The sequence below is a fragment of the Chryseobacterium sp. ON_d1 genome, assembly GCF_006829085.1.
Classification (GTDB): Bacteria; Bacteroidota; Bacteroidia; order Flavobacteriales; family Weeksellaceae; genus Chryseobacterium.
In genome coordinates this window covers 100,067-115,307 of record NZ_BJTC01000010.1, presented here as the reverse complement: position 1 = coordinate 115,307, position 15,241 = coordinate 100,067, and the positions used below count along the sequence as shown (strand labels likewise).

At 37.8% G+C, this 15,241-nt stretch carries 9 protein-coding genes and 1 riboswitch; of the genes, 5 read left to right on the top strand and 4 right to left on the bottom strand.

The genetic code is table 11. The features are described from left to right. The first annotated feature begins 6 nt into the window (after positions 1–6). Together thiH and CRS_RS16395 are read left to right on the top strand one after the other, a co-directional pair. A complete protein-coding gene (thiH, locus tag CRS_RS16400; protein ID WP_142725099.1) occupies positions 7–1,125 on the top strand; it encodes a 2-iminoacetate synthase ThiH in 1,119 nt (372 codons plus the stop codon). Positions 1,126–1,259: 134 nt separating this feature from the next. After that, positions 1,260–1,970 (top strand): HesA/MoeB/ThiF family protein, encoded by a 711-nt coding sequence (locus tag CRS_RS16395; RefSeq protein WP_142725098.1) that lies wholly within the window; start codon positions 1,260–1,262, stop codon positions 1,968–1,970. 193 nt (positions 1,971–2,163) lie between these two features. On the opposite strand, the gene CRS_RS16390 is transcribed toward CRS_RS16395, so the two are convergent. Continuing rightward, positions 2,164–4,389 (bottom strand): outer membrane beta-barrel protein, encoded by a 2,226-nt coding sequence (locus CRS_RS16390; protein ID WP_142725097.1) that lies wholly within the window; start codon positions 4,387–4,389, stop codon positions 2,164–2,166. A gap of 119 nt (positions 4,390–4,508) precedes the next feature. Then, positions 4,509–4,606, top strand: a riboswitch (SAM-I-IV-variant riboswitch). Positions 4,607–4,901: 295 nt separating this feature from the next. Between CRS_RS16390 and CRS_RS16385 the strand changes: the two genes are divergently transcribed. Then, positions 4,902–7,646 carry a TonB-dependent siderophore receptor gene (locus tag CRS_RS16385; protein ID WP_228451281.1) on the top strand — a complete coding sequence of 915 codons (2,745 nt, stop codon included), beginning with the start codon at positions 4,902–4,904 and terminating at the stop codon, positions 7,644–7,646. A 56-nt stretch (positions 7,647–7,702) separates the two neighbouring features. Here CRS_RS16385 and CRS_RS16380 read toward each other — a convergent pair whose 3' ends face one another. Together CRS_RS16380 and CRS_RS16375 are read right to left on the bottom strand one after the other, a co-directional pair. Then, positions 7,703–8,542 (bottom strand): DUF5694 domain-containing protein, encoded by an 840-nt coding sequence (locus CRS_RS16380; RefSeq protein ID WP_142725095.1) that lies wholly within the window; start codon positions 8,540–8,542, stop codon positions 7,703–7,705. A 29-nt stretch (positions 8,543–8,571) separates the two neighbouring features. After that, positions 8,572–10,695, bottom strand: a complete 2,124-nt coding sequence (locus CRS_RS16375) for an outer membrane beta-barrel family protein (RefSeq protein WP_142725094.1) — start codon at positions 10,693–10,695, stop codon at positions 8,572–8,574. Positions 10,696–10,884: 189 nt separating this feature from the next. Here CRS_RS16375 and CRS_RS16370 point away from each other — a divergent pair, with 189 nt between their 5' ends. Beyond that, positions 10,885–11,904 carry a sensor histidine kinase gene (locus CRS_RS16370; protein ID WP_142725093.1) on the top strand — a complete coding sequence of 340 codons (1,020 nt, stop codon included), beginning with the start codon at positions 10,885–10,887 and terminating at the stop codon, positions 11,902–11,904. Next, positions 11,897–12,574, top strand: coding sequence for a LytTR family DNA-binding domain-containing protein (locus CRS_RS16365; RefSeq protein ID WP_142725092.1), 678 nt, complete (start codon positions 11,897–11,899; stop codon positions 12,572–12,574). Before CRS_RS16370 ends, CRS_RS16365 begins: the two co-directional genes overlap by 8 nt. Positions 12,575–12,710: 136 nt before the next feature. On the opposite strand, the gene CRS_RS16360 is transcribed toward CRS_RS16365, so the two are convergent. Then, the gene (locus tag CRS_RS16360) at positions 12,711–14,978 is read right to left on the bottom strand and encodes an aconitate hydratase (protein WP_142725091.1); all 2,268 of its coding nucleotides are present in this window, start codon (positions 14,976–14,978) and stop codon (positions 12,711–12,713) included. Positions 14,979–15,241: the final 263 nt, after the last annotated feature.

The following is a 15,241-nucleotide window of genomic DNA, read 5'->3' as shown; positions in this document are numbered from 1 at the left end:
AAGATTATGAAAAGCTTTAAAGAGGTTTTTGAAAACTACCAATGGGATGAGGTAAAGGATAAGCTTGAAAAAGTAAGCCTGGCTGATGTAAGATACAGTCTTCAGAAGAAAAACAAAACAATTGAGGATTTTCTTAATTTCCTTTCGCCAGCTGCTTCTCAGGAACTGGAAATGATGGCAGTGATGACGAGGACACTTACCCAGAAACGATTTGGAAAAACCATTCAGCTTTATGCCCCACTGTACCTCAGTAATGAATGCCAGAATATCTGTACGTACTGCGGATTCAGTCTTGATAATCATCTGAAAAGGAAAACCCTCTCCGATACGGAGCTGATGATAGAAGCATCAGTTCTGAAATCAATGGGTGTGAATCATGTACTGCTGGTAAGCGGTGAGGCCAATAAAATAGTAGGTGTACCTTATTTTCAAAATGCTGTCCGTAAACTAAAGCCTCATTTTTCCAATATTTCCATCGAAGTTCAGCCTTTAATGGAAGAAGAATATAAACTGCTTCATGAAGAAGGAGTACATTCCGTATTGGTCTATCAGGAAACCTATCATGAGGATGTCTACAGGGAATACCATCCGAAAGGTAAAAAATCAAACTTCCATTTCCGCCTGGAAACTCCTGACAGGATAGGAAGAGCAGGAATTCATAAAATAGGGCTGGGAGTCCTGCTTGGACTGGAAGACTGGAGAGTGGACAGCTTTTTCAATGCCTTACACATCGATTATCTTCAGAAACAATACTGGAAAAGTAAGTTTTCGGTTTCCTTTCCAAGGCTCAGACCCGCTGAAGGAATTATTGAGCCCAATTTTATTATGGAAGATAGAGATCTTCTTCAGCTGATTTGTGCCTACAGAATCTGGAATGAAGATCTTGAGATCTCTATTTCTACCAGAGAAAATGAAGTGTTCAGAAACAATATTGTGTCTCTTGGAGCAACGGCCATGAGTGCGGGTTCAAAAACCAATCCGGGAGGTTACGCTGTAGATAAAGAATCTCTGGAACAGTTTGAAACCAGTGATGAACGAAGTATGGAAGAGATTAAAATCATGATCAAAAAGGCAGGCTATGATCCTGTGATGAAAGACTGGGATTCTGTTTACAGTGGATTTTAAAATTTTTAAACCGTTAAGGACTTTGAAGAAGTGAAGCTGAATTAAGAAAAATCGAAGATTTTTAACATAGCATCTTTTAACGCGAAGCCCAGCTTAACTCTTCACGAATCTTAATGGTTCAATTATCATAAAGTATGAAAAAAGAAGATTATTTTTCACGGTACAGCCGGCAGATATTTATTGAAGAAATAGGATTGGAAGGACAAAAGAAGATAAGGTTCTCCAAAGTTCTTGTCATCGGGGCAGGAGGCTTGGGAAGTCCTGTTATTCAATATCTGGCTGCTGCAGGGGTAGGAGCTTTAGGTGTTGCAGATTTTGATGAGGTTGAACTTCATAATCTGAACCGGCAGATTATCCATACGGAAAACAGAGTAGGATTATCCAAAGTAAGGAGTGCTGAAACCTTTGTAAAAGAACTCAATCATCAGGTTATATTCAAAGGGATTGAAAAAAAAATCAATGAAGATAATGCCGAAGAAATTATTTCTCAGTACGATGTTGTTATTGACGGTTCAGACAATTTTTCAACAAGATATCTGGTGAATGATACCTGCGTGCAACTGAAAAAAACGCTTGTTTATGGGAGTATCTTAGGTTTTGCAGGGCAGGTTGCCGTATTTAATCATAATGGAAGTAAAAACCTCAGAAATATTTTCCCGGAGCCGCCATTTGATGAAGATATACCGGATTGCGACAGCCTTGGGGTATTGGGAGCTCTTCCCGGAGTAATAGGAAGTATGATGGCGCTTCAAACCCTGAAAATTATTACAGATCTTCCGGTGAGTGTTAATCAGCTGACATTGGTAGACACACTGAACTGGAGATTTCAGACGATCGATTTTTGATATAGATGAACACTAATGTCACAAATGTTTTTACAAATAATACTAATTCAATATCAATAGGAACGGGCTTTAGCCCATTTTAATCTGTTAATATTCTTCCATTGGCTTTAGCCAAAACTTATCCAACAAATAAAAAAATAGGCGCAAACAAATCATTTTACGCCTATTTTTATTTATATATTGTAAAAAAGAATTACTGTGCCTGCTGCATTACACCTCCGGTATCTTCTTTTTTGGTCTGATTTAAAATATTCGGATCCTCTTTTGCCAGTTTATTCCTTGTTGGGATTTTATAGTTGATGGAAAGTCCGAAGTTTCTTGTGTCATACTTACTGTAGATCATCACTGGATTTCCTGATGGCGGATTAGAACGTACCTGCATCACCTGTCCGTTGAAAATATCATTGGCAAAAACAGAAAGTGTCAGACGGTTGTTCATAAACTTTTTCGTTAATGTAATATCAAACGAGTTGTTGAACGGCTTCTCTGCAGTGAAGTAGAAATATCCTGCTTTAGGAGTCAGATAACTGTAATTGGCCGTCAGTTTGATATTTTTAGGCAAAATAATCTGCGTCATGATATTGAAAATCCAGAATCCTTTATTATTCAGATTATCGATTTCATGTTTCTGATAGCCGGCGTATAAGTACATGAAGTTGATTTTGTCAGGATTGAAATCGAATTTCATGATCTCACTCAAAGGCTTGCTGAAAATCATAAAAGGAACCGGTAGCCCAACATTGAAGTTGTGAATTTTCATATTCGAAATATTCACCTGCTCATTGAAGAGTTTTCTTCCGTCTTTTCGGATGATCTGTGCTACCTGATTGCTTGCTGAGCTTACACTGTACCCGATAAACGCATAATCAAAAGCTGATATTTTCAATTCATAATTATCAAAAATAGTAGGCTGGAGATTCGGGTTACCGTTTACTTCTGTACTTGGCCCGGAGAATGTTACGTTATTCGGGTTCAGGGCAGAAATACTTGGCAGGCTGATTTTTCTGTTGTAATTCGCGGCAATATAAACCTGATTCATCATGTTATACTGTACGCTTGCATTCGGAAAAAACTTAAATTTATTGAAAGGAATCAAATTGGCCTCCACCAGTTTTGCATCTTTATCAAAATACCTTGTTATCCCGGAAATATCATAGTTTTCTGCACGCGAACCCAATGTGAAATCAAACTTTTTCAGCTTAGCCTGGAATTCTAAATAGGTTGAAGCGGTCTGTCTCTGATATTTAAGATTGGTCAAACCAAAACTTTCAGTGTGATAATCCTGTCTTTCATATAGACCACCAAAGCTTACTTTCCCTCCGTCAAGAAGCTTGATAGGCTGGGCATAATCTACTTTAAAGTTGGCAATATTCATCACAGATTTATTGTTCAGAATGTCTTTTAATCCATTGGTAGGGCTGTCAAGGGGCTCAGTGGGATCGTTTACAAATGTTCCATCCTGAAAATAATTGTCCTGAGAAAACTTGCTGTCTGATCTCGTATATCCAAACTGGAAGTCCAGTTTTTGAGATTTATCAGCAAAACGTTTCTGATACGTTACCACAGCTTCCTGTCTCAAATTATTGGTATGGGCAACGTCAGAAGAAGTATAAAAAGCTTCTCTTAAATCCTTCGGATCTCTTCTGAAAGGTAAATCTCCATGCCCGTCACTTAAAGTATAGTTGTCATTATTATTGTGGTAAATATCGTAGTTTAGTAATAACCTGTCCTGTCCCAAATCGAAAGTTAATCCGGATTTTGCAAAATATCCACGTCCGTATCGATCGGTATGACTTGTTAAAAGCTCGTCCTGCTGGCCGTTCAACATACTTTCACGATAATTCTGCCCTACATTCAGCTGCCATCCGAAATATTTATTTCTCGCATTTAAATTAACGGAATTTGTAGTTCTGCTTCTGTATTGGTCATAATTTGTAAAAGAATAATTTCCTGAATAAGTAGCCGTTAAGTATTTGTTTGCATTTTTGTTGGTGATGATGTTCATGATGGCACCTCCGGAAGTTGCCGGAAATTCTGCGCCTGGCTGCGTGATTACTTCTATTCTTTCTACAGAGTTGGCGGGCATCCCTTCAAGGAAGGAGTTCAATTCATTGGAGGTAATGTTCAATGGTCTTCCGTTAAGGTATACTTCCAGCATTTTTCCCTGGTACATCATTCCTGCAATATCGGTAGATACAAGCCCTGGAAGCTTTTTTATCCCTTCCAGAACATTTCCGTTGTTCAGCTGAGGCTGCTCAGAAAAGTCAAAAATAGTACGGTCTGCTTTTTGTTCAACGGCTTTTTTAGTTTTGGTGATCACTACGCCTTCAATTTGCTTTTCCTGAGGTTTATTATTTTTTTCCTGTGAAAAAACAAAAACAGAACTTAATAAAGATAAAGCGAAAATCGTTTTTTTCATAATGTTTTTACTGTTATCAGGTTAGACGCTGAAAAAGATAATTTGTTACGCTAAAATGTTGAAAATCGAAAAATTAGGCTAAATATTTTTTTATTTCCGAAATAATCATATCTTTGCCAGGTAATTATCAAGAATCTCTAGATGGGATAGCAACCTGCAAAAACAAGCAAGGTGCTGCAATCGATAAGCCGGATCTCCCGGAAAAAATGTTTATCATTCTATCATTACTCCCATCTTGAATTTTTGTTTTAAAGTTAGAATCAAATGTTTAAAGACAAGGGAAATCCCCCAACATTAGTATTTTTTTATTCTTCAGATCATGAAGGAAATCTTCATTATTCTGATATGTTCTCATGCCATTTCTACATGCGCATGTGTTGTTGTTTCTAGCCTTTTCTATTTCTAAAAAATAATACAACATTCCGGAATTTATGGTAACCTTAGTATATAGGGTTACAGGATGTGTATTGCTCAAAAAACAATTTTTAACAACAAAAAACACAACATACGCTATGCAAAATTTTAAAAAAAGAATTTTTATCCCTTCTATTGCGCTTATTTCTACATTTTATTATGCGCAGACAGATACCTTACAATCTAAAAAAATAGATGATGTGGTCATCCTTGGATCAAGAGGTTCGGGGAGATCGCTTACAGATACTCCTGTGCCGGTAGATATCATTAATATATCAAAAATTTTAAAACAAAGTCCGTCTAACAATATCAGTCAGGCTTTAAATTATATCGTACCCTCATTTTCATCCACCTCTCACACAGTGAATGACGGGACTGATTTTGTAGACCCAGCTCTCCTGAGGGGATTAGGACCGGATCAGGTTTTAGTTTTACTCAATGGAAAAAGAAGATATCAGTCTTCGCTTATTAATGTTACCCTTACTCCGGGAAGAGGTTCTGTGGGAACTGATCTTAATGCTATTCCTGCTTTTGCATTAGAAAAAATAGAGGTTTTAAGGGATGGGGCTTCTGCGCAGTATGGATCTGATGCTATTGCGGGAGTGATAAACCTTGGGCTGAAAAAAAGATTGGGGCTTTCCGGACAGGTATTTTTAGGAGGATATGCTTCTCCTGTTACCAATAATTTCTCCGGAGGAGTAGACGGGCAGACGATTTCTGTAGATCTCAATTACGGAGCTAAAATAGGGAAAACCGGATTTTTTAATGTTACCGGTTCTGCTCAATACCGTGATCCTTATTCCAGAGCCGGAGTGAGAGAAGGTGATATCTTCAATGCTTATAATGCTATTAATTACAGAGCATTACAGGATGGAGTGAATATTGATGGACTCTATAAAAATATTACCAATACTCCCAACACTCAGCAAATTATCAACACCATTAAACAGTATGCCACCAAAGTAGATTATTTCGGGAATGATTTTCAAACTCAAATATCGGGAGCAAACAGCATTTCTGAGCTTCAAAAAATATTGGGTAAAGATTTTACCTCCCAGGAGCTTAATTACAGGGGATTGGAGAGAAAAGATTTCAGTCTGAGAGCCGGGCAGTCAAAACTACAGTCCGGGCAGCTCTTTTTCAACTCTGAAATTCCTGTTAATGATGAATGGAAAGTTTATTCATTTGGAGGCTACAGTTACCGTCTTGGAAATGCGGGAGGATTTTACAGGCTTCCGAATAATGAAAGAAATATCAATGGAATTACCCCCAATGGATATCTGCCCCAGATAGAAGCCACCGTAAATGATTATTCCCTTGCTGCCGGAATTAAAGGAAAATGGAATGGATGGAATGTGGATTTCAGTAATACATTCGGGAAAAATGTTTTCGGTTTTGGTGTTGTCAATACTTTTAATGCATCCCTTACAGATGGTTCTCCAAGAACTTTTGATGCCGGAGGATCTGAGTTTTCACAAAATACCGTCAACCTGGATTTCTCCAAAAAATATGATGTCCTGAAAGGGTTGAACATTGCATTTGGTGGTGAATACCGACACGAAAATTATAAAGTAAATGCTGGAAAAGAAAATTCTTATGCTTCTTATGATATCTATGGCCGTGTAGTGACATCTAAAACTCCTGAAAATCAAAAGGTAACCGATTTTTTTGGAAGTGTAAGACCCGCAGGAGCTCAGGTTTTTCCGGGATTCAGTCCTGAAAATGCAGTCTCCGGTAACAGAAACAGTATTGCAGCTTATGCCGATGCAGAACTGGAAATTACGGACAGATGGCTGTTGGAAGGGGCTGTGCGATATGAGAATTATTCAGACTTCGGGTCTACGTTCAATTATAAGGTGGCAACCAATGTAAAACTGGCTTCCAATCTCAACTGGAGAGGTGCTGTTTCTACAGGGTTCAGAGCACCTTCATTGGCTCAAATCTATTACAGTTCTACCTCTACGCTGATTCAGCAGGGAAAGACAACACAGGTAGGTACTTTCAGAAATAATTCTGAGGCTGCACAGGCATTGGGTATTCCAAAATTAAAACAGGAGACCTCACAATCCTACAGCACAGGAATTACATGGAAGATCCCGGCATTAAGCCTGACCTTTACAGCAGATGCTTACTTAATAAAGATTAAAGACAGAGTCGTACTGACTGATCTTTTCTACCGTCCTGATGGTAGTTTTACTCCTGGCTCAGATCAGGCCGTTCTACAGGATGCTTTTGATCTCGCAAGAGCCAGCGCAGCCAATTTCTTTGCCAATGCCGTAGATTCTCAGACAAAAGGGTTGGATATTACCATTTCCCAGAACTCAAAAATCTCATCAGGGGTTTCTTTGGAGAATAACCTGGGAATCAACTTTAATCAGACCAAAAGAATAGGGGATATTCATGCATCTCCTAAACTGGTAAGTCAGATCAATAATTATTTTTCAGAGCCCAACAGAATATATTTTGAAGAAGCTGTACCCCGTGTAAAAGCTACATTGGGCAATACTGTAAGAGTTTCCGGTTTTACTTTCGTACTGCGTAATTCTTTCTTTGGTAAAGTGACGGATGCAGATGTTTTGGATGCCAATTTTGACGGAGTAACGGGAAGTACAGAGCATTTCGTTCTTAACAGCCGCGTGATAACAGATCTGTCAGTAGGTTATAATTTTAATAAAAATATTTCAGCAACAGTAGGAAGCAATAATATCTTTAATATTTTGCCTTCTAAAAGCCCTGCTATAAGTTCATTAACAGCAGATAACCAGTTTGTCTATTCCAGACAGGTTTCCCAATATGGTATAGGCGGAAGGTTCTTGTTTGTAAGAATTGAATTCAGTTTCTAATATAAAGACTGACGTTTTGATTAAAAAAGACAGAGGTTCAATCTCTGTCTTTTTATTTATTTCAGTGAAGAAAACTCAGTGAAATCATATTCTGCGGAAGAGGTAAAAAGCTGTCTTAATACTGCGGCATGTCCATTTCCGGCAATCACAAGAATTCTGTCTTCAGTGTTGTGAGGAATGTTTTGAATATTACGGAACATTCTCAGGTTTCTGCTGTACCAGTAAAGCGCAAGCATATCTGCACCGTCATGTTCTCTCAGTTTAAAATCGCCGCTCAAATAGGCTCCGTATCCATATTGATGGCTTTCTTTGGAATTCATATAAGTAAAAGTGTCCAAAAGAGATTTAAAATTTTTAGGCTCGGAACTCTTGTAGAAAGCAATAAACTGTTGGGAGATAGGGTCATCACTTCTGAAATCATAATCTTTACTAAGACTTTTAAAAAATGCAGAATCAGTTTTCCCAAAATGTTTTTCAAGATCATCCAGAACAGATTCTGCGTCAATGCTGAATAGTTCGTTTATTGTAAGTTCACTGGCTAGTCTCATGGCAAGTTGGTAACGTTCATCTCTTTTGTCACGGTGTTTGCCTTCGTTGTATTCCTTTAGCTTTTGATTGGCGTTCCAGCCTGGCCAGGCTTCTATCGCAATCTTTGTCGGCTTAAATTTTTTAATATATTCTACAAGTTCTGTGACTTCTTTTGCTGTTTTAGGAGAGAGTACATCTACCTGATCTTCCTTATTGGTTTTATGAGCATCCAGATTAGGATAATCAAAATGAAAGGTGCCTACCACAAGGACTTTTGTCTTTGGATTTTTAAAATAATCTGAAGGTTTTTTTTGAGCAACTACTGATGTAGAAAGACATACAAGAAGGATGTAAATAAAAGTTTTCATGAGTTTATTTTTTAAATTACTGTTAATTATTATTGTGCGCGGTTTTTTTCTTCGAAATTCACCGCTCTGTTATTGGATTTGATTTTCTGGTTTCCAAAATTATAAGTGATGCTGAGTGTCATTCTTCTGGCATCCCAGTAGTTGTTGAATGACTGTGTATTATCTGTAAAATACATATCTCCCTTATATCCGGACTGTTTAAAAATATCACTCACCGAAAGGTTAACCTGAAGTGCTTTTTTCACAAAGCTCATCTTTATTCCAGCATCAAGGCTCGCTCTGTTCCTTACAGCGGTGTATCCGTCACGGGAAGGAAGATTATGCCAGTAGTTAACAAATAACATGAACGTTTTAGCTTTATTTAATTGAAATGTATTATTGAGTGAATAATAGAACGACTGTCCGTTTTTAGGAACCAGATTGAATCTTGTAATCTGAGTTTCATTATAACTGAACGAAGTTGAAATATTGCTTTCCCATATTTTGAAGAAAGTATCCGTGTAATTCAGATTGATACCATAATTATCCTGATTATAGTAATTCTCGAATGTACTAACGAGGTTAATCCCTGTCAGGAATGTGATCTGATCAAAGTTATTTATGGTTCTCTGGTAGTATAGATTGGCCGAAAACTTATTTTTGAACATATAGTTAAGTTCTATATTATGATTGAAAGAAGGCTGCAGGCTTGGATTTCCTGAATAATACGAGTTCGGATTGGAATACCATCGGAACGGATCCAAAGCCCGGAAATAAGGGCGGTTGATTCTCCGGGAATAATTAACGCTGAACTGATTATCCTGATTGGCTTTATAAGACAAATAAGCTGTTGGGAAGAACTTACCATAATTATTTTCGGACTGCGATTGTGTAGTAGGGGAAAATCCGTTGGTTTGTGTATATTCGTAGCGGAGTCCTGCTTTCACAGACCATTTTTCGCCAAGATCTTTACTGGCACTCAGATAGGCAGCATAATTCTTTTCATTATAATCAAAAAGATTGCTTCTCGAAGGATCTATAAGGTAATCACCATTGATAAAATTAAAATATCCGATGTCTGAATTATTAGAAAACCGGCTGTATTTTGCTCCGGTTTCCAGCTGTATTTTTTTGAAGTTCAACGTTAAATCTGCCTGCGCTGAATGGATCTTGTAATCTACAGAAGAAAGATTTCTTACGGTCTGTGTTGAGTTGTTAGCGACATTACTTGTGGTAAAATTTACCTCTGTATCCGGAAGATTTCCATAATAATTGGCTCCCAGGCTTAGCTTATGTTCTCCGAATTTCTGATCAAAATATAAATTCAGCATCTGTGAAGTAAAAGAAGAACGATGCCTGGAATCCGTATCTGTTTGTAAAGTAAGAGTATTGTCGGTAAAATAGTTTTGTTTAGAGTTGATATCCATATTGGAATGTCCCTTCGAAATATCATAAACCAATCCGATATTGGAATTTTTGGAAAGAGAATAATCAACATTAACATTCAGTCCCAATCCGTCATTCATATCCCGTCTTTCATCCCTGCTGACGGAAGAACTTTGGCCGATTATCTTATAATTTTCTACCGATCTTTTGTCTCCGTCATATCCCTGGATTTTTACTGAAGCTTTGATCTTTTCATTCTGATAGTTTGCCCCTGCCACGCTACTGAAAGCAGCATAAGTCTTTTGGGTATAATTTGTGGTCAGATAGCCACTCCATCCAAGATTCTGATTTTTTTTAAGAACAATATTGATAATTCCGCTGTTTCCCTGAGCTTCATATTTAGCAGGTGGTGTGGTAATCACTTCAACTTTCAATATGTTTTCGGAACGCAGGTTTCTCAGATAATTGATCAGTTCAGTCCCGGAAAGATTCAGCATTCGGTCATTGACCATTACAGAGACTCCATTTTTCCCTGCTATGGAAAGCAGTCCTTTGTTTTCATCTACCTGCAGTAGAGGTGTGCCGGCTAGAACCTCAGTTCCTGAACTTCCCTGTGAAAGCATAGAGTTCTGAACATTGTAGACAAGACGATCTACTTTACGCTCTATCAGTACCTTTTTACCATTCACTGTAACCGCTTCTATTTTGTTGACATTGGCGGTGTCTTTGGTTTGTGCTGCTGAAAAAGAACAAATCAGGGTAGCGATAAATAAAATGTGTTTTTCCATATTATAAATGACAGATTGAATGATATTTATATTACATTTCTTCTGCAAAAATACAGGCTGTAATCAATCAGTAAAACTGTTTTTAGATGAAGTGCAGAATTCTGTGTATCAAATAAATTTCGTCGGAAAAAAACAGGTTTTTGTCGAAAACAATTGATGAATTATGCCTTTAGAGATTTATATTTGAATATGAATAAAAAGCAAATTATCTGGCTTCAAATTATTTACTGGGGCTTCAATTTCATAGGAACTGTCATTACGCCTAATTTTTTTGTTCCGGAAACTAACCGTCGGGAAGTACACATTCTGAGGGTCACTTTCTTTATTGTGAAAATTGTTACATTTTATATATCGTATTTCTTTATTTTCCCAAAAGTTTTTAAACTTGAAAAACTGTATTCGGCAGTTTTCGTTTTTGTACTGACTCTGCTATGTTTTGCCGGGATGAGATATGCTTTAGAAGAAATTATTCTGCCTTCTACTCTTGGTTTTCGAAACTATGATGAAAATACAGGACTTCTTTACTATCTTTTTGATAATATATACAATAGCTCTCTCACTACTTTCATTGCCGGGATTCTATGGATATTGGAGAAATATGGAGTGGCTGAAAATGATAAAAAGCAGCTTATGATCGAAAAGAAACAGGCAGAGCTTCAGGCCCTTAAGACCCAGATCAATCCTCATTTTATTTTTAATTCATTAAATAATATTTATTCACTTGTCTATCAGAAGTCAGATAAAGCGCTTCCCGCTATAGAAGAGCTTGGGCAGTTGTTGAGATACAGCACGAAAGACCTTGAAAAAGACTCGATTTCTCTGGATAAGGAAATTGGATATATTGAAAGTCTGATTGCACTGGAGAAACTCAGGATCAGAAACCCTGAACTGTTAATCATAGAGAAAAATATTCAGCATCCTCATCTGAAGATTTCACCCATGCTGCTGGTCCCTTTTGTAGAGAACGCCTTTAAACATGGAGATTTCCGTGATAAGGGTTTTGAAATGAAAATATCAGATAATGACAAGATACTGTATTTTTATCTTTTTAATTATAAAACACAGAAAATGAAAGATGTTGTTTCAGGAATTGGAATTCAGAATGTGAAAAAAAGGCTGGAAATATTATATCCTAAGCATCAGCTTGAAATCCGGGATTCGGAAACAGAATTTATTGTAGATTTAAAAATTGATTTAAAGGATGAATAAGATAAAATGCATTATCGTTGATGACGAGCCATTGGCAATTTCTCTTCTCGAGCATTATGTGGAAAAAATACCTTTTCTGGAACTGGTTTTTTCTACAGAAAATCCTATTCAGGCTTTGGAATATCTGCAGAAAAATGATTCTGACCTTATCTTTCTGGATATCCAGATGCCGGAACTTACAGGGATCAACTTTATGAAAATTGTAGGAACCAATCAAAAATATATTTTAACAACAGCCTATTCGGAATATGCACTGGAAGGGTATGAGCATAATGTAGTGGATTACCTTATGAAACCTGTTTCTTTTGAAAGATTTCAAAAAAGTGTTTTAAAGGCTCAGGAGCGTTTTTCTTTTTCACAGCAAGAAAATACTCATTTCTTTGTAAAGTCTTCGGGACAAAAGCATCGCATAGGCTTTCACGAGATTCTTTACGTTGAAAGTATCAAGGACTATGTCAATATCCGGACGGAAAATAATGAATTTATTGTTCTTGATACCCTTAAATCAATGGAAAACCAGCTTCCTGAAAGATTTGTGCGGATTCATAAATCTTTTATTGTCAATCTGGATAAAGTGAAAAGTATCGGGGCTAAAAAAGTGATTCTTCCTGATTATGAGATTCCTATTGGAGAAAGCTATAGAGCAGGTCTTCTTGATAGAATATCATAATATACATATGAGAGCTAAACCTTACAGGTTTGGAGTATGTACCCACAAAGTTCAGCAAAGGAAAATTTAAAGACATTTAAAATAAAAGACGGCTTCAACTGAAGCCGCCTTATATTAATTAATCTAACAATTAATCTTATTTTTCCTGTTGTTTGATCAGGTTCAGAGCAGAACCCGCCTTAAACCAATCAATTTGCTGATCGTTGTAAGTGTGGTTTGCCATGATGATATCTTTAGTTCCATCTGTATGGATGAACTCTAGAGTCAGCTGTTTTCCCGGAGCGAACTGATCAAGATCTAAGAAATTAACGATGTCGTCTTCCTGGATTTTGTCATAATCTGCTTCGTTTGCGAAAGTGATTCCCAGCATTCCTTGTTTCTTAAGGTTGGTTTCGTGGATTCTCGCAAATGATTTTACCAGTACAGCTTTCACGCCAAGGTGTCTCGGTTCCATCGCAGCATGTTCTCTTGAAGAACCTTCACCATAGTTTTGGTCTCCTACAACGATGGTTGGGATACCCGCCGCTTTGTAAGCTCTTTGTACTGCCGGAACTTCACCGTATTCACCGGTTAATTCGTTTTTAACTTTATTGGTTTCCATGTTGTAAGCATTTACCGCTCCGATCAACATGTTGTTTGAAATATTGTCCAGGTGACCTCTGTATTTCAGCCATGGCCCCGCCATAGAAATGTGGTCGGTAGTACATTTTCCGAAAGCTTTGATCAGTACTCTGGCTCCTGTAATGTTTTTACCATCCCAGGCAGGGAATTCTTCCAATAACTGAAGTCTGTCTGAAGTTGGGCTTACATTCACAACAACTTTAGAGCCGTCTTCTGATGGAGCCTGATATCCGTTGTCGTCTACTGCAAAACCTTTTGAAGGCAGTTCATACCCTTTAGGTTCATTAAGTTTTACCTGTTCACCGGCTTCGTTAGTTAATGTATCTGTAATTGGATTGAAATCAAGTCTGCCTGATATCGCAACCGCAGCAACCATTTCCGGAGAAGCTACAAAAGCATGGGTATTCGGGTTACCGTCAGCCCTTTTGGCAAAGTTTCTGTTGAAAGAGTGGATAATAGAGTTTTTCTCTCCTTTTTCTGCTCCTTCTCTGTCCCATTGTCCGATACATGGTCCGCAAGCGTTGGTAAAGATTCTTGCGTTTTCGAATTTTCTGAAAGAATCTAAGAAACCGTCTCTTTCTGCAGTGAATTTCACCTGTTCAGAACCAGGGTTGATTCCCAGGATAGCTTTAGGTTTTACTCCTTTTGAAACAGCATCTTCAACAATTGAAGCTGCTCTTGATAAATCTTCATAAGAAGAGTTGGTACAGGAACCGATAAGAGCCCATTCAACTTCCAGCGGCCATCCGTTAGCTTCAGCTTTAGCTCTGAATTCAGCAACCGGAGTTGCCAAGTCCGGAGTGAAAGGTCCGTTTAAATGTGGAGTCAGCTCAGATAGGTTGATTTCTATTAATTGGTCAAAATATTGTTCAGGATTGGCATATACTTCAGCATCACCTGTTAGATGTTCGGCAATTTTATCAGCGGCATCTACTACGTCCTGTCTTCCGGTAGCCGCAAGATACCTTCTCATAGAATCATCGTATCCGAAAGTAGAAGTTGTAGCCCCGATTTCAGCACCCATGTTACAGATAGTTCCTTTACCGGTTGCTGAAAGAGATTCTGCTCCTTCCCCGAAATATTCTACGATACATCCTGTACCTCCTTTTACCGTTAGAATCCCTGCTACTTTTAAGATGACGTCTTTTGCAGAAGTCCATCCGTTCATTTTACCGGTTAATTTTACTCCGATAAGTTTAGGCATTTTAAGCTCCCAGGCCATTCCGGCCATTACATCTACTGCATCAGCACCTCCTACACCAATGGCGACCATTCCAAGCCCTCCGGCATTTACTGTGTGAGAGTCAGTACCGATCATCATACCTCCTGGGAAAGCATAGTTCTCCAATACTACCTGGTGAATGATCCCTGCTCCCGGTTTCCAGAACCCGATTCCGTATTTATCACATACAGAACTTAAGAAATTGAATACTTCGGAGTTTTTGTTGATCCCCTCCTGTAAGTCTTTATCAGCACCTACTTTTGCCTGGATAAGGTGATCTGCGTGCGCAGTAGAAGGAACAGCTACTTTAGCCTTTCCTGCCTGCATGAATTGTAAAAGTGCCATCTGTGCTGTGGCGTCCTGCATCGCTACTCTGTCTGGTGCGAAGTCTACATAAGAGTTCCCTCTTTCATGTGCTTGTGTAGCATTTCCTTCCCAAAGGTGGGTGTAAAGGATTTTTTCTGAAAGGGTAAGAGGTTTTCCAACGATTTGTCTTGCTGCTGCAATTCTTTCAGGATAACGCTCGTATACCTTTTTGATCATATCAATATCAAAAGTCATATCGTATTTAATTTTGTTCTTGTCTGTAAAGTCTCATTCTTTGATGATAAAAAAGAAAAACTATTTCTTTACACATCAAAAAACGTTCCTATTGTCCATTAATAGGAATGATTTTGACTATAAAATCAAGAGATTTTATAACTTTCAATTTAAGAAAAAATAGATTTCGTTTTTCAGGTTATATTGAAAAAAAATCGTATTTAACTTAAAATAGAAACATTCTAAACAAAAAATTGAAAGATCTTAAATCCTAAAGGACTAAA